Source organism: Shewanella polaris, from assembly GCF_006385555.1.
In the GTDB taxonomy this organism is placed as follows: Bacteria; Pseudomonadota; Gammaproteobacteria; order Enterobacterales; family Shewanellaceae; genus Shewanella; species Shewanella polaris.
Genome location: NZ_CP041036.1, coordinates 1,133,567 through 1,154,685 on the forward strand (window position 1 = coordinate 1,133,567; position 21,119 = coordinate 1,154,685).

General features: G+C 41.0%; 13 protein-coding genes. 7 read left to right on the forward strand and 6 right to left on the reverse strand.

The genetic code is table 11. The annotated features are described in order from the left end of the window. Positions 1-11: 11 nt before the first annotated feature. Positions 12-2,384, reverse strand: a complete 2,373-nt coding sequence (locus tag FH971_RS05005) for a TonB-dependent receptor (protein ID WP_140233580.1) — start codon at positions 2,382-2,384, stop codon at positions 12-14. A gap of 232 nt (positions 2,385-2,616) precedes the next feature. On the opposite strand from FH971_RS05005, the gene FH971_RS05010 reads away from it, so the two are divergent. Further along, positions 2,617-3,030 carry a hypothetical protein gene (locus FH971_RS05010; protein ID WP_140235529.1) on the forward strand — a complete coding sequence of 138 codons (414 nt, stop codon included), beginning with the start codon at positions 2,617-2,619 and terminating at the stop codon, positions 3,028-3,030. A 160-nt stretch (positions 3,031-3,190) separates the two neighbouring features. On the opposite strand, the gene FH971_RS05015 is transcribed toward FH971_RS05010, so the two are convergent. The 3 genes from FH971_RS05015 to gltB form a co-directional block, all read right to left on the reverse strand. Beyond that, on the reverse strand, positions 3,191-5,155 hold the full coding sequence (locus FH971_RS05015; RefSeq protein WP_140235530.1) for a cytochrome c/FTR1 family iron permease: 1,965 nt from the start codon (positions 5,153-5,155) through the stop codon (positions 3,191-3,193). Positions 5,156-5,551: 396 nt separating this feature from the next. Continuing rightward, a complete protein-coding gene (locus FH971_RS05020; protein WP_140233581.1) occupies positions 5,552-6,958 on the reverse strand; it encodes an FAD-dependent oxidoreductase in 1,407 nt (468 codons plus the stop codon). Between the two features lie 5 nt (positions 6,959-6,963). Then, entirely contained in the window at positions 6,964-11,412 is a 4,449-nt protein-coding gene (gene gltB, locus FH971_RS05025; RefSeq protein ID WP_140233582.1) for a glutamate synthase large subunit, read from the reverse strand. Between the two features lie 523 nt (positions 11,413-11,935). On the opposite strand from gltB, the gene mnmL reads away from it, so the two are divergent. The 3 genes from mnmL to oxyR all read left to right on the forward strand — a co-directional run bounded on the left by mnmL (position 11,936) and on the right by oxyR (position 14,704). Further along, complete coding sequence (gene mnmL / locus FH971_RS05030; RefSeq protein WP_140233583.1) at positions 11,936-12,904, forward strand: tRNA modification radical SAM protein MnmL/YtqA; 969 nt, start codon at positions 11,936-11,938, stop codon at positions 12,902-12,904. Positions 12,905-13,204: 300 nt separating this feature from the next. Further along, positions 13,205-13,570: an Hpt domain-containing protein gene (locus FH971_RS05035; protein WP_140233584.1), complete on the forward strand. Its 366-nt coding sequence runs from the start codon at positions 13,205-13,207 to the stop codon at positions 13,568-13,570. A gap of 216 nt (positions 13,571-13,786) precedes the next feature. Continuing rightward, positions 13,787-14,704: a hydrogen peroxide-inducible genes transcriptional activator OxyR gene (gene oxyR, locus FH971_RS05040; RefSeq protein WP_140233585.1), complete on the forward strand. Its 918-nt coding sequence runs from the start codon at positions 13,787-13,789 to the stop codon at positions 14,702-14,704. A 19-nt stretch (positions 14,705-14,723) separates the two neighbouring features. On the opposite strand, the gene FH971_RS05045 is transcribed toward oxyR, so the two are convergent. Together FH971_RS05045 and mutH are read right to left on the reverse strand one after the other, a co-directional pair. After that, positions 14,724-15,743, reverse strand: a complete 1,020-nt coding sequence (locus tag FH971_RS05045) for an adenylate/guanylate cyclase domain-containing protein (RefSeq protein WP_240778446.1) — start codon at positions 15,741-15,743, stop codon at positions 14,724-14,726. A gap of 231 nt (positions 15,744-15,974) precedes the next feature. After that, positions 15,975-16,643, reverse strand: a complete 669-nt coding sequence (mutH, locus tag FH971_RS05050) for a DNA mismatch repair endonuclease MutH (RefSeq protein ID WP_140233586.1) — start codon at positions 16,641-16,643, stop codon at positions 15,975-15,977. Between the two features lie 759 nt (positions 16,644-17,402). Between mutH and rppH the strand changes: the two genes are divergently transcribed. The 3 genes from rppH to FH971_RS05065 all read left to right on the forward strand — a co-directional run bounded on the left by rppH (position 17,403) and on the right by FH971_RS05065 (position 21,071). Further along, positions 17,403-17,921: an RNA pyrophosphohydrolase gene (rppH, locus tag FH971_RS05055; RefSeq protein WP_137222347.1), complete on the forward strand. Its 519-nt coding sequence runs from the start codon at positions 17,403-17,405 to the stop codon at positions 17,919-17,921. Positions 17,922-17,945: 24 nt separating this feature from the next. Further along, on the forward strand, positions 17,946-20,186 hold the full coding sequence (ptsP, locus tag FH971_RS05060) for a phosphoenolpyruvate--protein phosphotransferase (RefSeq protein WP_140233587.1): 2,241 nt from the start codon (positions 17,946-17,948) through the stop codon (positions 20,184-20,186). An 84-nt stretch (positions 20,187-20,270) separates the two neighbouring features. Continuing rightward, complete coding sequence (locus FH971_RS05065) at positions 20,271-21,071, forward strand: sulfite exporter TauE/SafE family protein (RefSeq protein WP_140233588.1); 801 nt, start codon at positions 20,271-20,273, stop codon at positions 21,069-21,071. Positions 21,072-21,119: the final 48 nt, after the last annotated feature.

Below are 21,119 nucleotides of genomic sequence, written 5' to 3' on the forward strand. Positions count from 1 at the left end.
AATTTATAGCCTTAAAATGAGTGCTGTAAAGTCAGGGTGGCGTTAACCGGTAGTTCAGGATAAACCAAGGTAGAACCGAAATAACCGCCTTCAAATACCGGGCGCCAGTTCTCTTGATTCGTAACGTTATTGACGTCCAGCCTTAAACTTGTTTGCTCAGTAAAATCATAGCGAGTGTTAATGTTAAGCGTGTACTGATCGCGAATATACACAGTCGCTAAATAGTCCAATGGGTAACTCTTGGTATATAGACCGGAGAAACCAGCTTTCCATTTCTCAGTAATGGACATTCCGCCATTAATTGTGAACGTTTGTTCAGGAAGGCCTTGTACACGGCGGTCCGACGGTGCAAATGAAGCGAAGTTTGGTGCGCCAATACCTGTGCCTTGAATAATATCTGGGCGTGAGTTATCAAACGTATCGGCAACTTGTACTGTATCTTGACTACTGGCGGAGTCATCATAACGCGCGTCTAAATAACTGTAGCCCGCGCTTAACCAAAATGGATCTGCATCATAAAAGGCTTGGGCTTCAAAACCTTTAGTGCGAATGCCGGTATTGCTGCCATCGCGGTTACGCAAGCTACGCTTTTGATCAAACACTGCCGCATCAACATACCAAGCACTGTCCGTGGGTGAATATTTAATGCCTACTTCAGTTAAGGTGTTTTCGGTGGCAAAGTTTTGGCTACTAATTTGGTTGTTGGCGCCTAACGTGGTACCGCCAGCCATGCTGTTTGAGGTTGACTCGTTATAACTGGCGCTGGCATAGGTGGTGATAAAATCGCTGAGTTGATAACTAACACTGATTTGCCCTGATTCAAGCATTTCACTGATCGAATCGCTGGCTGCGATTTGCCCTTGCGGGGCAATCGGATCGTGCGCATCTACATCATAAAAATCGGCACGATAACCAATGCTGGTCGACAATTTATCTGTCCATTGGCTGTTATGTTGAATGGCTAAACCCGTTTGCCAACTGGTTGAGTCAGTGGTGTCAGACAATGAAAAATCGCTGCTGCCATCGCTATTGGTATCGTACTGGGCACCGGGTGACACAAACACACCTAGACGAAGTTCAACTAGCCTTGCTTGCTGCTCAGCAGTAAGAGGAATACGGCGGTTTTCAATGGGACCAGTCAAGTCGATAGGTAAGTCCGCTTCGGTGGTAAATTGACTGTAACCTAACACTTTGTTGTAGCGGATATCGACCGCAGTAATAGTGCTTTGGCTATCGTTCCACTGATAGGCTAATTCAACTCTGTTTTGGGCGGTATCTGCGCCATCAATAATTTCAACAAAACTATTTTTAGCGATTTCTTCACGTTCTAAATGTTGATAATAAGTTATGTTTTTAAAGGTCGCTTTATCACTTAACTCACGAACATAAGTACTGTGAAGTAAAAAGGTTTGGGCGTTATTGATATTGTCGGGGTCGGTTAATACTTGGCTGCGATCTATCTCAACTAACCCAGTAGGGGATACGATGGCATTGGCTCCAGCTATAGTGCTGCCATTAGGCTGTACACCTTGACCTGTAACGTATAAACCGTTGTCGATTAATGCTTGAGTCGGGCGGTTAATCCCCGCGTTGTCAGTAAACTCAACATCGTAATATTCGACATTAATGTCCCAAGTGCTGGCATCGTCAGGAAAAAATCTAAATGCGACAAAGATACTGTCGCTTTTAAAACCTGAGTAATCGTAGTAGCTGCCATTATCGATGTGTTCTGCACTTAACCGCACACCGCTTTGGTTGGCTACTATGTCGGTGCCAATATCTATTTGAGCACGGTAATGATCCCAACTGCCACCCGATAACGTGAGTTTAGAGAATTGGTCATCAGTTGGTGCGACTTTAGAGTGTAAGTTAACAAATCCACCGTTGCGTTGACTGGTGCCTAATAGTACTGGCGGCGCACCTTTTACCACATCAATTTGTTCGACTGGGTTAAACGACATAGGTACACCAAAACCATTGTTACCCGCTTGACGACGCACACCGTCTTGATATAGCTCGCCTAATTGCCCCCGAATAGTGGGTAGGCTTGATGCGCCAAAGCCGCTAGCTGAATAACTGTTTGGGCTGACTTTTTGAATGTCAGACAAGTCTATGATATTAAGCTCTTCAATCATTTCACTGGTGATAGGCGTCACTGAGCGAGCAATATCTTTTAATGCTATTCCGTCACCAAATGGACCATCAACAGTGCTGTTTTTAGGTGACATGCCTTTATCGTTAATCGCTTTGCCTGACACTTGAATGACCTCGATAGAAGAGGTGTCTTCGGCTGCAGTAGCCATCGATGAAGCCATTGATGAATACAGGGCTAGGCTAATGGCTAGCGCAGTAAGTGAACGGTTAGGGTGACGATAAAGAAGCATAATTTTTTCTACTGTAATGAACTTAGTGTAAAAGACCCAATGATTAACGAGTTTATTACAACGATGTTATGCCAAATGTTGTTTATCTAGAACTAAATGGCATAAGTGTTTGTGCAACATAATCTTGGCTTACTCGGTCAATTAACGGCTGATTAACTTTTTAGTCAAAATCAGTTTAGCCTATTAAAAGCTCAACATAATGAGTTTTATTTATATTTTTTAAGGAATTATGATGCAAACAACACTTACTAGCGATGTTCAAAGCAAATTGCAATGGTCGTTATTGTCTTTACGCTTAGGTGTATTTTTAGTGATGCTAGTGTGGACATTGGATAAGTTCGTTAACCCTGGCCATAGTATGAAAATATTCGAGAAGTTTTATGGAATTGGCGGTGTGAGTGAAGTCGCAGCCTATATTATGGGTGGATTACAGTTGTTATTGGTGTTTGCCTTCGTACTTGGGATTAAAAAACGCATCACTTATGGCGTGATTTTCTTAATGCACGGAGCTTCGACGTTGTCGGCATTTAATCAATATTTTGATGCATTTAATAACTTATTGTTTTTTGCGGCATGGCCAATGTGGGCAGCGTGTTTTGCATTGTATCTATTACGAGATCAAGACACTAAGTTTACTGTGAAGTAAACTTTAAACAGATATTTAATACATGCTCTAATATAAAAAGACCGGCTAAATGTATTTAGTCGGTCTTTTTATTGAAGCAATGCTTATTGGAACATTGTTTTATCGATGTAATGCCGAATCAAGCCTTAAAGGTTAATTAGGCTACACCTAGCAGCGTGTATTATTTAGCATCACGATTACGAATAACCAAAAAGCTAAATAACACTACAATCACCATTTGAGTGATTAATCCTTGCCACGTTGAGGCAATGCCTAACCAGCTAATCGACACATCAATCGGAAAAGGTGTCAGGCTAATTACAGCTGCTTCTTGTAGCGCTGAAATACCTTTACCTGCCAGAATAAACGCTAAAATAAGCATGAAGTAAGAGCTCACAGCAAAGAAGCGTGCCAACGGCAATTTAACCGAATAACGCACCATTAACCACGCAATAACGGCTAAAATGGCTATGCCAGAAAACAAACCATAAACCAAGTAACTTACCTGTTCATTACTGCTGGCGGATCCAATGGCTTGTGTCAATAACGACTGATAGAACAAGATGGTTTCAAACACTTCGCGATAGACCGAAATAAATGCCAGCCCAGTGAGTCCCCATAAGGTGCCAGTATTTAAATGACGATCGACATTGTTTTTAATGTAACTTTGCCATTTCGAGCCTTGGGTTTTACTGTGCATCCAATAGCCGACATAAAACAATACTAATGCCGCTAATAGTGCGGCCCCACCTTCCATTAACTCCCTAGATGCTCCACTAATACTAATAAGGTTATCTGCCGCCCACCAGGTTAATACACCAGCGGCGAGTGCTGATATCCAACCAAAATGAACAAATTTAATTGCATCCTGACGTTCGGTTTTAATTAACACTGTCATTAAAGCAATGATCACTAACAGTGCTTCTAATCCTTCGCGTAGCAGGATGATTAATGCAGCCGAAAACATGGCATTATTCGATAGTGATTGCCCCGTTAATAGGGTGTCGGCTTGGTCTAGTTGAGCCAATATGCTGGTCAACTGTTGATTTACCTGGCCATCCTGTCCTGCTGTTTTTAGGATGTTTCTAAAATTAAGCAGCTGGCTTTCGATTGATTTACGCAAACCACTATCGTGGGCATCTAAGTTGTTTTCAATTAATTCAAAACCATCGAGGTAGGCGCTTACAGCTAAGGTTTGTGCTTGTGAAAATTCATTAGCTTGATAGGCTTTGACTGCTGCCTGTAAGTTAGTACGGGCTACCGAAATAGGCGAGTCAGCATGTTGAAACAGTAGCTCAGGTTGTGAGCGTAGTAATGATAATTTGGCTTTATCAATTCCAACATTCTGCTGAATTAATTGGGTTGGATTGCTATTGACCCATTGTTGTAATTCAATATTAATATCGTCTTCGATGTGTTTTGTTGTTGCAGCTGTTGGCTCAAAAGCTAAACTACCTACATAGAAAGCCAATGACCAACGCTGTTGATCATTTAATTCACTAAAAGCACGCATGGCACTGCCATCTAAACCATCTGAAATCGCATCATAAAGTCCCAATAGTGAACGGTTTAAGGCTCTCTCTTGGTCAGTAAAATTAGTCGGTTCAGGTGATAATGATTTAGCTAATGGCCCATTGCCTTGGCCTAAATCACCATGACAGGTCGAACAATTTTCTATAAACAGTTGCTTTACATGCTTTTTAGCCAGTAATTGTGATGGCAGTACTAAGGCGGGAGATTGGTTTAATAGCTGTTTACGAATTTTTTGGCTAAAGCCCTGAATTACATCCAGTGATGCTTTATCTGCAATGGCTTGTTGTAATTGCAATGCATCTGCCATTAGCGAATTTGGCTTATCGTTAGCGAGGAGGTTGGTTTTCTCTATGATGATGCCAGCGAATTGCTGCATTTCAGCAAATTCATCAGGATTCGATATGCTGCCTGCGGTAACGGCTTCTGAGTAATCCACGCCAATATATTCAGCTAATTGGATAATTTGTCGTGTTTGTTTGAGTTGCTCTTGTGATATTTCTGGTGTCGCGACTGCCGGGCTCTGTGCCCATAAAGAAGTTGAAAATACTGAGGTGATGACAATTAATAGGAATCTATTGAAGACCGAAGATGTGAGCTGTTGTCGCCATAACATGAAGCTGCTTAAGAAAATATTCAAGGGAGTGCCTTAATAGAAATGAAGGAATTATTCTTTAAACTAAACAAAATAAATGATAATGGTTATCATTTTACTTTCTTACATGAAGCGAATCAATCACTCAAGGCGTGTGTTAGCCAGAGCGGTTAAGCAAAATACACTTTATTGCGAAATGATTAAACGATGGAAATTGCTTTTTAATGAGTTTATATCGAGAAATGACCTATTAAACAATGAATTATATGGTTTTAGTGGGTTAGGTCTGGTGCTTGTCTATAGAGGGTTGTGGTATTGATTATTACTGTTTGATATAAGCAAAAAAAAGCGCATCCGAAGATACGCTAATTCACAAGTAAAAACTATTTTGATACAACTGTTAATCAAGCGTATCGATTAATCAAAGTAGTTCAAAATGCCTAACGCTGCATCTCGACCTTCTGCTATTGCAGTGACAACTAAGTCAGATCCTCGCACCATATCACCACCGGCAAACACTTTTGGATTAGTGGTTTGGAAAGGGTTATCAGCAGCTTTATTAGCCTTAACTAATCCCCATTCATTGGTTTCGATGCCAAAATCACTAAACCAAGCAGCAGGGCTGGCTTGGAAACCAAAGGCTATAATTAGCGCATCGGTTGCTAATACTTGCTCACTACCAGGAATGATTTCGGCGCGTTGACGTCCACTGGCATCAGCTTCTCCCATTTGGGTTTCAACACATTCAATACCGACCACTTGGCCATTTTCAGATTTAATCGCCACAGGTTGACGATTAAATAAGAAATTAACGCCTTCTTCTTTGGCATTTTGTACTTCACGACGCGAACCTGGCATGTTGGCTTCATCACGACGATAAGCACATGTCACGCTTTTAGCTCCTTGACGTACAGCAGTGCGTAAACAATCCATCGCGGTATCTCCGCCTCCTAATACCACCACATCTTTACCTTCAAGGCTTAAATACGGTGTTGCATCGTCATGAGTGCCCATAATGTGATGGGTATTACCAATAAGATACGGCAGCGCTTGAATGACGCCTTGAGCTTCTTCATTAGGTAGTTTTGCTTTCATGGCAGTGTATGTGCCCATGCCAAGGAATACCGAATCATATTCATCTAACAGGCTCTGAAAACTAATATCTTTACCGACTGTGACACCCATTTTAAATTGAATGCCCATACCTTCAAGCACTGAGCGTCGAGTGGCCATGACCTCTTTATCCAGCTTAAATGAAGGAATACCATATGTTAGCAAGCCACCAATCTGAGGATATTTATCAAACACGACTGCTTGAACGCCATTGCGAGCCAGAATATCAGCACAACCAAGACCCGCGGGTCCCGCGCCAATAATGGCTACACGTTCTTTACGCGGCGTCACTTGAGTCATGTTTGGGCGCCAACCTTGCGAGATAGCAGTATCAGTAATGTATTTTTCAACATTACCAATGGTAACAGCACCAAAATCGTCGTTTAAGGTACAAGCGCCTTCGCACAAACGATCTTGTGGACACACTCGACCACAAATTTCTGGCAGAGTATTGGTTTCGTGTACCAAGTCTGCGGCTTCCATAATGCGGCCTTGCTCAGCCAACTTTAACCAGTTTGGAATGTAGTTATGCAGTGGGCATTTCCATTCGCAATACGGGTTTCCACAGTCAAGGCAGCGGTCGGCTTGCTCTTTGACTTCAGGTTGTGTAAATGGCTGATAAATTTCAATAAATTGTGTGGCACGTTTTTTTGCTTTAAGTTTTATAGGGTCTACTCGACCGACTTCGATAAACTGAAAGTCATTGCTCATAATGATTACCCTGCCTTTACAACTAATTCCGGACTCTTCTGCTCAATTTTAAGCAGGTCAGCAACGGCAATATTCTTTGGTTTAATTAATACAAAACAATCCAACCAGTTTTCAAAATCACTTAAAATCATGTGGGCATGTTCACTGCCAGTTTCAGCATGATGCGTTTCAATTAATTCTTTTAAGTGTTGTTGGTGGATTTTTGATTCTACTTTATGAGTATCAACCATTTCGGTATTAACTCGACGATTAAAGCGACCAAATTGGTCAAACACATAAGCAAATCCGCCTGTCATGCCTGCACCGAAGTTGACTCCTGTTTTACCTAGGATTACCACGATCCCGCTTGTCATGTATTCACAGCAATTATCGCCACTGCCTTCTACAACCGCGATGGCACCAGAGTTACGCACGGCGAAACGCTCGCCAGCTTGACCCGCTGCAAACAACTTGCCGCCAGTTGCACCGTATAAACAGGTATTACCCATAATGGCACTGCGTTCACTTTGGAAAGGGCTGCCAATAGGTGGGTGAATAACGATTTTACCGCCAGACATGCCTTTACCTACATAGTCATTGGCATCACCGCATAGCTTAAGCTCAAGGCCCGGGCTGTTCCACACGCCAAAACTCTGACCTGCACTGCCACTAAAGCCAAGGGTTAACGGCTGTTTTGCACCAGTCACACCCACTGTCGTAGCAATAAAGCCTGACAATGTCGCGCCTACCGAGCGATCAGTATTATTAATTTGATATTGATAGGAAAACGGTTCACCTGTTTCAACTGCTTCACGACAATCAGCTAATAGGGTTTGGTTCAATTGACCAACATCAGATGGTGGATTAGTTTCTTTCCAAGTTAGTGACGAGTTTGGTTGAACTTTAGGTTGGTATAAAATTGGCGCTAAATCTAAACCACGTTGCTTGTCAGTTTTACCCTCAATAGTATATAGCCAATCACTTCGTCCGACTAAGTCTTCGAACTGAGTTACGCCTAAAGCTGCCATCCATTCACGCACTTCTTGAGCAACAAACTCAAAGTAAGTCATTACTCGCTCAGGTAAGCCATGATAATGATTGTCACGTAAATTTTTGTCTTGGGTTGCGATACCCGTTGCACAGTTGTTTAGATGGCAAATACGTAAGTATTTACATCCTAATGCAATCATTGGCACAGTACCAAAACCAAAACTTTCGGCGCCAAGCAGTGCTGCCTTAATGACATCAGTACCAGTTTTTAAGCCACCGTCCACTTGCAGGCGAATTTTATGACGTAAGCCATTTTCTACTAGCGACTGATGCACTTCTGCTAAGCCAAGTTCCCATGGAGAACCTGCGTATTTTACTGAGGTTATCGGGCTAGCACCGGTGCCACCATCGTAACCAGAAATAGTGATCATATCGGCATAAGCTTTAGCCACACCCGTTGCAATGGTGCCAACTCCAGGTTCTGATACCAGTTTGACTGACACTAATGCTTTTGGATTGATTTGTTTTAAATCAAAAATAAGCTGAGCTAAATCTTCAATTGAATAAATATCATGGTGCGGTGGTGGTGAAATTAACGTAACACCAGGACGAGAATGGCGTAAACCGGCAATCTCAACACTGACTTTATGACCAGGTAATTGACCACCTTCGCCTGGTTTAGCACCTTGAGCCACTTTAATTTGTAGTACATCGGCGTTAACTAAATAGTGTGCAGTTACACCAAATCGGCCGGATGCAATTTGTTTAATAGCAGAATTACGCTCGCTATTGAAACGATTGGCATCTTCACCGCCTTCACCAGAGTTTGAGCGACCACCAAGACGATTCATTGCAACCGCTAAGGCTTCATGTGCTTCAGGGCTTAATGCGCCAATACTCATGGCTGCGCTGTCAAAGCGAGAGTAGAGCTTTTCAGCGGTTTCGACTGTGTCTAACTCAACAGCATCAAGCTGACCTTTGACGCCAATTAAATCGCGTAACGTGGCCACTGGGCGATCATCTACTAAGTGAGTAAACTTTTTATACTCAGCGTAGTTCTTATCTTTGAGTGATGCTTGAAGTGTGTTGACCACATCTGGGTTAAAGGCGTGATATTCCCCACCTTCAACATATTTCAATAATCCACCTTGAGGCAAGGGTAAATGAGCGCGATACGCAGCAGTATGAAGTGTTTTCTGATCTTCAGCGATATGCGTAAAGCTGGCGCCTTCAATACGACTTATCACGCCCTTAAAGCATAATTCAATCACATCACTGGCTAATCCTACCGCTTCAAATTGTTGGCTACAACGGTATGAACCGACAGTACTGATACCCATTTTTGACATGATTTTACGTAGACCTTTTTCAATGCCATAACGGAAGTTAAGCAATAATGAGGTCACATCTTCAACGTGATGCAGTTTTGCCATCGCAGAAATAGATTCATAAGCAAGGTAAGGGTAGATAGCAGTAGCACCAAATCCGATTAACACCGCAAAATGATGGGGATCGCGTGCCGATGCAGTTTCAACAATAATGTTGGTGTCGCAGCGTAAACTTTTATCCACTAAACGAGTTTGTACTGAGCCTACCGCCATCGCAGCGGGGATAACTTGAGCATTCTTCGCTACGGCTCGGTCTGACAATACTAACAATGTCGTGCCACTTCGCGCTAAGCGTTCAGCTTCATCGGTAATACGACGTATAGCCTGCTCTAAAGTTTCGTTGGCATCATAGTTTAAATCAACCGTATTGGCGCGATAGTTAGTACTATCTAATCCTAGTAACTGGTTAAAATCACTGAATAATAAAATGGGCGAATTAAACATTACACGATAAGCGTTACCTGTGGTTTCGCTAAACAGATTTTGTTCGCGACCGACACAAGTGGCCAATGACATTACGTGTTTTTCACGTAATGGGTCAATTGGCGGGTTGGTCACCTGAGCAAATTTTTGACGGAAGTAGTCATACAATGAACGGGACTTTTTCGACAATACCGCCATAGGCGTGTCATCACCCATTGAACCGATAGCTTCTTCACCTTTGCTGGCCAGCACCCAAATAACTTGCTCTAACTCTTCTCGAGTAAACCCAAATTGTTTTTGATATTGCAGCAGTGTTTTGCTATCAAAGCCACTTGAACCCAGTTTAGCGGGGGCCATTTGCTCTGCAGGGATTAAGGTTTGGCTGTTTTTAGCCATCCATTCTTTATAAGGATGACGACGCTTTAAGTCGTTATCAATTTCAAATGAATGATACAAACGACCGTTTAGGGTGTCTAAGACCAATAGTTCGCCTGGGCCAACACGACCTTTTTCAATCACTTCATCGGCGGCGTAATCCCAAATACCAACCTCAGACGCTAAGGTGAGGATACGATCCTTGGTTATAACGTAACGAGAAGGGCGTAGGCCGTTGCGATCAACCGCACAGGCAGCGTGACGACCATTAGTCATTACAATGCCAGCAGGGCCGTCCCACGGCTCCATGTGCATGGAGTTAAAGTCATAGAAGGCTTTTAACTCATCATCCATTTCTGGATTTGATTGCCAAGCTGGTGGAATAAGCAAACGCATCGCGCGATATAAATCCATTCCGCCAGATAACAGCATTTCGAGCATATTATCTAAAGAAGAGGAGTCTGAACCTGTTTCATTAACAAAAGGTGCCGCTTGTTGTAAATCCGGTAACAAAGGCGAATTAAACTTATAGGCACGCGCTCTTGCCCATTGACGGTTACCCGTTATGGTATTGATTTCACCGTTATGAGCGAGATAACGAAACGGTTGTGCTAATGGCCATTTTGGTGATGTGTTAGTTGAAAAGCGCTGATGAAATAAACAAATGGCACTTTTTAAACGTATGTCTGCTAAGTCGGTATAAAATGACGGCAGATCAGCTGGCATCATTAAGCCTTTATAGACAATGACTTGACCAGAAAGGCTGGCTACGTAAAAATCCTTGTCATCCGTTATTTGTTGCTCAAGACGTCGACGCGCCATATATAGACGACGTTCAAGATCTTTTTCACGCCATCCCACAGGCGCGTTGATCAATACTTGATAAATTTGTGGCAAACTTTTCCGGCCAACCTCACCCAATACATCAGGATTAATTGGTACTTTACGCCAGCCAGCAACACTCAGTGTTTCTCGTTGTAGTTCTTTTTCTAAAATAAACTTCGCTTCATCTGCGCGTTGTTCATCTTGGCTGAGAAACAGCATACCTACAGCAAACTTTCGGCTTAAATGCCAATCATTCTCTGCGGCAATAGCTTCAAAAAAATCTGTAGGCATTTGCATTAATAGACCACAGCCATCACCTGTGCGTCCGTCAGCTGCAATACCACCACGATGCTTCATTCGATCGAGACCATGAATCGCGGTACGCACGATGCGGTGACTAGCGTCACCATCCATTTGTGCAATTAAACCAAACCCGCAATTGTCACGCTCAAAACTGGGATGATACAAGCTCATACAAAAAACCCCCTAAACCTCTACTAGATATGACTCGGGGTAAATTTGAAGAATATCTATAGATATGCACCCGAACCATTCAAATTAAACCGAGAATGAACAAAGGTCAAACCAAAAAAATGCAACAAACTGAAATGTTAGTACTATTAAAACATAATAACTCAGTAGGTTTACGTTAACGTAAACTGTATAATTTAACCTATAACGTTATGAATAAAAAGAATTTTAGAAAACACGTAAACGCTTGGTTACTTTTTTTTAACAACAACATGGAATTGTTGTTGAAATAAAAATAATGAATTTTTTTACAAATACAGTGTTTGGGTAAAAAATTATTCTAAGTGACTAAGTATTCATTTTAACCATATGGGCGTGAGCCAAACTGTGTATAAGTATTTTTTGAGTTACTGCACAAGTTTATAGTCAAGTTGAATCGTTAGACTGTTTTATTGATTTAGCACCAAGACAGGTGCTTATCTGCTCATTACACTGGCAAACTTTTTTGTGATAATGGGAATAAATTTTGGGTTTAGACGATTACGTTAATACGTTTGGTGCGCATTGCAAACGTTTATATGGTCAACGGATTAAAAAATTAACCATAGATGCCCAATTTACCTGCCCGAATCGTGATGGCACGTTAGGAGTAGGCGGTTGTACCTTTTGTAATGTGGCCTCTTTTAGTGGACAACAAGACAGTGTTCAGCCTATTGCAATGCAATTAAGCGAAGGAAAAATTCGTGCGAATTCATCCAAAAAACAAACCATACCCATAGACGTGGCCCCTACTCCAATTGCAAAGTATATTGCTTATTTTCAAGCATATACCAGTACTTACGACGAATATAAAGTCCTTAAGAGAAAGTACGACCAAGCTCTTGAAGATGCTGATATTGTTGGACTTCATATAGGCACTCGTCCTGACTGTGTGCCTAATGAAGTACTTGACTTACTGGTTGAATATCAACAAAGAGGCATTGAAGTGTGGCTAGAGCTGGGTTTGCAAACGTCCAATGATCACACGTTAAAGCGGATTAATCGTGGACACCAACTGGCAGAATATCGTCAGACAGTTAAAAATGCCCGTGCGCGAGGGATTAAAGTGTGTACTCATTTGATATTAGGCCTTCCAGGTGAGACTTCTGTTGACTACTTTAATAGTTTACAAACGGTATTGGGCATAGGGGTAGATGGATTGAAACTACATCCTTTACATATTGTTGACGGCAGTATTATGGCAAAGCAATGGCGATATAATCCTATGCCATTGATGAGTCTAGAAGAGTATGCATCAGAGGCCGCTAAACTCATTCGCCATACCCCAAAAGAGATTATCTTTCATCGTGTGACCGCTTATGCCAAAAAGCCAATGTTGCTTGCGCCAGATTGGTGTGCTTTTCGTTGGGATGGTCTTGTTGCTATTGTTAATGAGTTGCGTGATTTTGGTGGACAAGGTAGTGCGTTGGCATTAAGTCAAAGCAAAATTGCTTAATGCAGATTGGATTAAGTAATCGATCATTATTTGTCTGAGTATGTGTAAGGCAATATTTTTATTGAGTACAACAATTGATAACACTAAATGAGCGTGATTATTATTGCGACTAATTGAGTAAAAGATTACCAGTTTGGAGTGTTTTTAAACATTGGTGATACCATTTGAGTAGCTATGTTAATCAAATGTAACTTTTTATCATTAAATAGCGCTTATATATTAGCAAGTCTTGCATAGGGGATTTTACTCGGTATTATATTTGCAATTTTATAGAGTTAGATATTTTATAGAGGCGCCATTATGGTCACATCGCAGTTAGACTCAATATTGGATCTCAATACCCTTGAGCAATATATCAGTGCCATAGGTGCTGGGACGTTATTAAAAAGCGTAGTGTTATTCGAGCAGCTAATGCCTGAATATATCAGTAGCTTAGTCAAAGCTGGTGATGCGAATGATAAAGAAACCTTATGTGCAGAAGCTCATAAATTTAAAGGTGCTGCAGGATCTGTGGGCCTAAAACGCATTCAGCAATTTTCACAGTTATTACAACACGGTGAAGAAGCTCGATGGGAAAACGAGCATAAAGTATGGCTTGCTGAAATTGTTGAATATGCCGCACAGGATTTACAACAATTGAAAGCTTACTTAGAAGCGAGAGTTTAAGCTTAAGTAGCGTGGATAGCAGAATTGATGTTTTTATTATCTGTTAGTTTGTTGTGCTTGAACCTACAACCTAGAACCTAAAACCATTTTTTGAAATGCCTCTGACTAAAGAGGCATTTTTTATGGGTGTAAGTTGTGCTTTATACATTAGCATCTTGTTATTTCGCCAAATTTAATTCATTATTTGAATTAACGTAGATAAGGGCAATCGTTTATATGAAAAACCTTCCAAGCCTCAAAAACCTATACTATTTGGTTAATTTACATCAGGAGCAAAATTTCAATCGCGCCGCCAAGATGTGCTTTGTTAGCCAATCAACCCTTTCGAGCGGGATTCAAAATCTTGAAGAACAATTGGGTTATCAATTAATTGAACGTGACCATAAGTCGTTTATGTTTACGGCAATTGGTGAAGAAGTGGTCGAACGCGCTCGCAATATTCTGACGGACGTTGATGATTTAGTCGAATTGGTGAAAAACCAAGGCGAGCCGATGACAGGTGAAATTCGTTTAGGCTGTATTCCAACGATTGCGCCTTTTTTGCTTAGCCGTGTGGTCAAGTTATGCCAACAAGATTATCCCAAACTGAGTTTGTTATTAAAAGAAGATACGACTGAGCGGCTGTTGGATGCATTAGCGAAAGGAGAGTTAGACTTATTGATCTTAGCTTTGCCTGTTGATACAAGCGGTTTTCACAGTATGAAAGTGGGTATTGATCCATTTAAAATGGTTATGCATAAAGAGTTATCAGAGAGTATTGTTCAACCCATTGATTATCAGAAAATGCCTGATGAAAGTATTTTTTTACTTCAAGCTGAACACTGTATTACTGGGCATGCAATTACTGCGTGTCAACTCGGTGATAGTGCCAAAGTGAATCCGTTTGCCGCAACAAGCTTGCATACCTTAGTACAAATGGTAAACAGTAGACTGGGTACTACCTTTTTACCACAAATGGCAATTGACACTGGGATTTTACACGACACCGATTTGGTTGCTATAGACCCACCTGGTGAAGCGCCTTACCGTGATATTGGTTTAGTATGGCGTCAAACTACCAGTCGTATTTCGACTTTCAGAACGTTAGGTACAGCGATTCAAACAAAACTATTAACTCAGACGTTAGCTAAATAATGTAACCGTTTTGGGCTGGTTAGTGAGCAGGTTTAATCGGAGCAACACCATAGACTTCAGTAGGGTGTTGCTTACCTTTAAGGATAATAGGGCCTAAATCTGTTAGCTCGTATTGACTGTTTTGCTGTTCTAATCGATGAACAACATCACCAGATAACAGCATTCTTTGTCCGAGGGGATTACATTGGTCTTGGAGCCTTGCCAACGTATTGATGACATCACTAAAGAAACTAATTTCTTGTTTATGAACTCCCACTACCGCAGCTACCACTCGACCACAATGAGCTGCTGCTTTAAATTTTGGCACAAAACCATATTGTTGTTCAAAATACTGTCTTTGCCACTGCAGTTGCTGACAAAACTCAAAATAAATATTTAAGCAACGATCGTGTTTAATACCTTGTTCTAATGGCCAGTGGATTAATACCGCATCGCCCATATACCGATAAATTTCGGCTTCGTTATCTGTCACCGTGTCCGCCAGCATACTAAAGCTATCTTGGATTAAACGGCTAAAGCGATAATCGCCTAACGTTTCAGCATGTGCTGTTGATGACACCATATCAATAAACAAAAACAACTGTTGCTCGTAACGTGGTTTATGGTATTTACCAAGACCAATGTTGAGTAATACTTTAGGCCCTACTAATAGCGACATTTGTTCAATAAATGCCAAACTGACTCGAACCACAACGAGGTAAACCACTAATGCTTGGAATGATGGACTGTAAATAATTTCAACAGTGAGCATTTGTCGTAATGTGACCATGTGGTTATCAATGGCCCACATGTTTAAAAATTGCGTCACGTACGCCAATGTTGTTGCCCCGAGTAACAAGAACAACCCTTTAAACACAACGGAGAAAAGGTAGGGTAAGCGGCTGATGGCACTGAAATCAGCAATCAGATTTGACATCCAATGCAAGCTACCAAAAATGACTCCCATAAATACGGCTAGCATGGCTAAATCGCCATTACCAATTGCCCATTCTGGCAGTTGTGATGATTGTGAGTAACGAAAAAAAACGAAAGAAGCCATTGCTACACACCAGGCAAAAATAGCGAACAATAATTTTTGTGTTTGACGGCGTGCTTTCACGGGGAAGGTGGTTGCCCAAATGATGGAGTGTATTAAGGAGGCTAGTGTATAGAAGAATTGTTCAAATGTGATAGTTTATTTGTGATTTAGATCCATAGAAGAGTGTAAAAATGTGCACAAACGCAAATTTTTAATCTTGTTAACGTTGCGTGAACTCATAATTGATCCCTATTATGAAAATTCATTGGTTAAAATTTGCTGAGTAAAATCAATTTTTAAATAAAAACCACGTGGATTAGATAACTGTATGCTGCCATCTTCTGAAATACTTTCGGTTAGCACTTTACTATTTGCCGCCTTAGGACGTAATTGCAATACCTCACCTTGACGAGCGGTAATTTTATCAACCTGACCGAGGGCAATGAGCTCCATTATTTCTTCCCAATCTTGTTGTAATTGTTTGGCCTGTTGCGCCGTGGGTTGCCATAAAATAGGGGTGCCAACGCGACGTTCTCCCACTGGTATACTCCGTTCTCCTTCAACTGGCACCCATAGTACACGCTGTAGTTTGTGGTAAACCACACTGTTTTCCCACGTCATACCTTGAATGTTTATCAGTGGTGCGACTGTGACATAAGTTGTTTCGAGTGGCTTGCCTTTGTGGTCAATAGGAATTGTTTTGAGCTCAACACCCAAATGTAGAAAGTCTTGCTCAGGTTTTGATCCTGCAAGTGCTCCTAATTCAGATTCGATCAATTGCCCGATCCAACCTTTATCACGCCGTAAGTCAGTAGGGACCATGATGTTATTATCGGAAGCAATGTCAGCTAAACGAATACCTGCCATATTGTGGGCTCGTTCCATTAACTCGTTGAGACTTAAGGGCGATGATTTTGCCATGAATGTGTATTTGCCTTTAAAAAAGATATGAGTGGTCGATCAAACTCGTCAAGCTATGCTATCAAGTAATATTCATCGATAACAAGTTTCGTTATTCATTTGGCGTTGGTTGAAAAAACACCGCATCCCCGCCGTTTGAAATTGCTTGATTGAATTTTTGTTTAATTACATGTTTTTAAATGGATTTTTACATTGCTCCTGTTTTGTTTATATAGTTGTCCCAAGTTACACTCACTTTCCCCTACATTTTGCACATAGTTATCCACAGTTTTAATGGATAACTATAATAAAATTTGCCTTTAACTGATTAAAAACACCAAGTCAACGCAATAAAATGGCTTTTTGGTGGGTTTAATTTAAAAAAAGTCTTGTTATTTGTGTATAACTTAAATTGCTTAATCAATGATTTGTTATCTAAAATTGTATTGGTTGATTTTTAATCAATGCGATCGATCCGTTATTCATTATGTTTAAGTTATTGTTTAACTTATTGTTTATTAAAGTTTATTTTAATTTTATTATTGCTTGTAGAAAAAAGTATCTTGTTGATTTTTGCCTTGTAATCAAGCTTTACCAAAGTTTCGAACAGAGATATCCACAGATTTTGTGGATAATCTATGATACAAAATTATTCACTTGTTGATAATTTTGATTTATTAACATTGTTATTCAATTATTCGCAGTAAATAGAGGTTTGCTGATAGGCATGCTTTGTGAAACAATCAGACGATATAAAATTTAGTAATTTTTGGAGTCCATGTGATTGATAGCGACGGCTTTCGCGCAAATGTGGGCATCATTATCTGTAATAAATTTGGGCAGGTTATGTGGGCCAGACGTTTTGGTCAACATTCATGGCAGTTTCCACAAGGTGGGTTAGATGATGGCGAATCTGCGGAAGAAGCTATGTATCGAGAACTCTACGAAGAAGTGGGGCTTAGACCTGAGCATGTTCAGATTTTAACGTCCACACGTTCTTGGTTACGTTATCGTTTACCTAAGCGTTTGGTTCGCCAAGAAAGCAAACCTGTTTGCATTGGCCAAAAACAGAAATGGTTTTTACTACAATTAAAAGGTCACGAAAATAGCATTAACCTCAATTCGTCCGGACATCCCGAGTTTGATGATTGGCGTTGGGTGAGTTATTGGTATCCTGTTCGTCAGGTAGTGTCTTTTAAACGCGATGTATATAGAAAGGTAATGAAAGAGTTCGCATCGACGACATTAGCGCTGCAAACGCGCGAATTTAGTAAGAAACGAGGCAAACAACGGAGTTAACTGATTTCAAAGAGGATTGAAACAGTGTTAAATATGCTCAGGGATATCACTCAAGCTGTTGCAAGATCCAACAGCCTTGAGAGTGCATTAAATATTTTAGTTTCACAAACTCGATTAGCGATGGCTACCCATTGCTGTTCTATTTATATCCTTGAGCAGCAACATTTAGTATTGTCGGCCACAGAAGGGCTTAAAAAGTCTGCAGTTGGTCGTGTCAGTATGCCATTATCTCAAGGTTTGGTGGGCTTAGTGGCAGAACGGGAAGAAGCCATTAACCTTGCCGATGCTCGTCTTCATCCTCGTTTTAAATTATTCCCCGAAGCTGCAGAAGAAGAATATCGTGCATTTTTAGCTGTGCCGATCATTTTTCAAAAACAAGTCGTTGGTGTCATTGTTGTTCAACAGCCTGAATCCCGACAGTTCAGTGAAAATGAAGAAGCCTTCCTAATGACTCTAGCCGCTCAACTCGCAGTGGTTGTGCGCAGCTTGAAACACAAAGCGGCCGTTACAAATGTGCAACAGCAAGTGGTTTTCAGTGGTGTGAAAGCCTCCAGTGGTATTGCTATTGCTCATGGCCTGGTTTTAGGTGGTGTTATTTCACTGGAGCAAGCTGAGGTAATCTGTACTGATATAGATGTTGAAACTCAACGCTTAAAATTAGCTGTGAATCGTTGTAAAGACATGTTGTCTTCAATCTCACAACGTTTTGAACGTGAAAAATCTGCAGATGTTGCCTCTATTTTTACCGCATTTCAATTATTGTTGGATGAATCTAGTCTTGGTGGTGAATACATCAGAGAAGTGGCTTTAGGTTGGCAGGCTGAGTCCGCGGTAAGCCGAGTGTCATTACGTTATATCGAACAGTTTTTGGCAATGGAAGACCCTTATCTAAAGGAACGTGCCAGTGATATTCGCGAATTGGGGCAAAAACTACTTCGCCAACTGATAGAACCTGGCCGGTTAGAGTTAGAGCCTGAAAAACCTATTATTTTAGTCGCAAAAGAAGTGGATGCCACTTTATTGGCTGAGTTTCCTCGACAAAAGTTGGCTGGTATTGTCACGGAACGTGGCGGGGTTAATGCCCATGCGGCTATTTTAGCGCGAGCTTTGGGTGTGCCTGCAATTATTGGTGTTGATAATGTTCTATCAATAGACATCGATCAAAAACTTTTGGTGTTGAATGCGAATCGTGGCCAGTTGCTGGTGTCACCATCGCCAGCAGTAATTGAAGAATATCAATTATTGATTGATGCTGATGTTGAAAAACAAAAGCAATTTTCTGCAGAGTTGAGTTTACCCTCTATAACCACAGATGGTCAGCGGATACATTTATACCTCAATGCTGGACTGCTTAGTGGTATAGCCTCTGAAATTGCTGAAGGTGCTGATGGTATTGGTTTATATCGAACCGAAATTCCTTTTATGCTGCACCAACGTTTTCCGAGCGAAAGTGAGCAAATTGATGTATATCGACAAGTATTAAGTGCGGCAGGTGATAGGCCTGTTGTTATGCGTACTTTGGATGTAGGCGGTGATAAACCGCTGCCGTATTTTCCGATTAAAGAAGATAATCCGTTTTTAGGTTGGCGCGGCATACGTTTATCCCTAGACCATCCCGAATTATTTCTAGTGCAATTACGCGCGATGTTACAAGCTGCTGGTAATGGTAATCAATTGCAAATTTTACTGCCAATGGTAAGTAATCTTGATGAAATAGATCAAACATTAAAATATTTAGAACAAGCATTTTCAGAACTAAAAAAAGAATTAAATGTTATTTTAGTTAGGCCTAAAATTGGGGTAATGCTCGAAGTGCCAGCATTATTGTATCAGTTGCAAGATGTGGCTAAACGAGTCGATTTTGTATCGGTGGGGAGTAATGATTTAACTCAATATTTATTGGCTGTCGATCGAAATAATCCTAGTGTGAGTTCGTTATTTGATAGCTATCACCCCGGTATTTTACGAGCGCTTAAACGAGCCGTTGACGAATGTAAACTGTATGACTTAGATGTCAGTGTTTGTGGTGAACTTGCTGGTGAGCCTTATGGTGCGTTACTACTTGTGGCAATGGGCTATAACAAACTCAGCATGAACCAAGGTAGTTTGGCCAGAATCAACTTTTTACTTAGACGAGTATCGAAGCAACAATTGACTGAGTTGTTGAGCTCTATTTTACAGCAGTCAAATGGTGACCAAGTTCGAGGATTATTAGCACACTTTTTACGGTCACATAATTTGTTAGAGTTAATTAATGTAGATTAACAATACAATTGAATCTTTGGTGATAACTCCTGGCGCTGTTTCACTATGGTTTATTTCAGTAAAATGCCATATAAGGATGTCATCGTGGATAGTTTGTTACAAGTCTTTCTCATTTGCCTTTTATTAGGTTCAGTGGTGGGTTTTTTAGCTGGATTGTTGGGTATTGGCGGCGGTTTAATTATTGTACCAGCATTATTATACATTTTACCTTCAGTGGGCATTGACTCGTCACAAATCACTCAGGTTGCAATTGCTACATCATTGGCGTCAATTATTTTAACTTCTATGTCTTCGGCAAGTGCTCATCATAAACGCGGCAATATTCCTTGGAAGTTGTTTAAGCCTATTTTCCCAGGGATTGTTATCGGTTCATTGGCATCGGCATTTGTGTCTGAACAAATCGCATCAGATGATTTACAACAGGCGTTTGCGATTTTTGTAGTGTTGATGGCTTTCCAAATGGCGTTTCCGTTTAAGGTTAAAACGGGTGGCAGCATGCCCAGTTTTGGCGTCTTGTTTCTCGTCTCTTCAGCCATAGCGTTAATAGCTGGCTTAATGGGGATTGGTGGTGGTGTATTACTGGTGCCATTCCTGTGCTATTGCGGATTACAAATGCGCCAAGCAGTGGGGTTTTCATCGGCAACGGGGATGCTTATCGCGGTCTCTGGTACGGTAGGCTATATTATTGCTGGTTATGATGTGCCGAATTTACCAGAGGGATCGGTTGGGTTTATTTACTTACCGGCCTTAATTGGAATTATTATTAGTTCAATGTTGTGCGCGCCAATCGGTGTAAAAGCTGCCAGTACTTGGCCTACACCGATATTGAAAAAAATCTTTGCAGGTTTACTTGTCGTAGTAGGGGTCAAATTACTATTGAGTTAACTCTAATTGGTTATAAAAACATCTTTGTTCAACTACTTGAACAAAGAT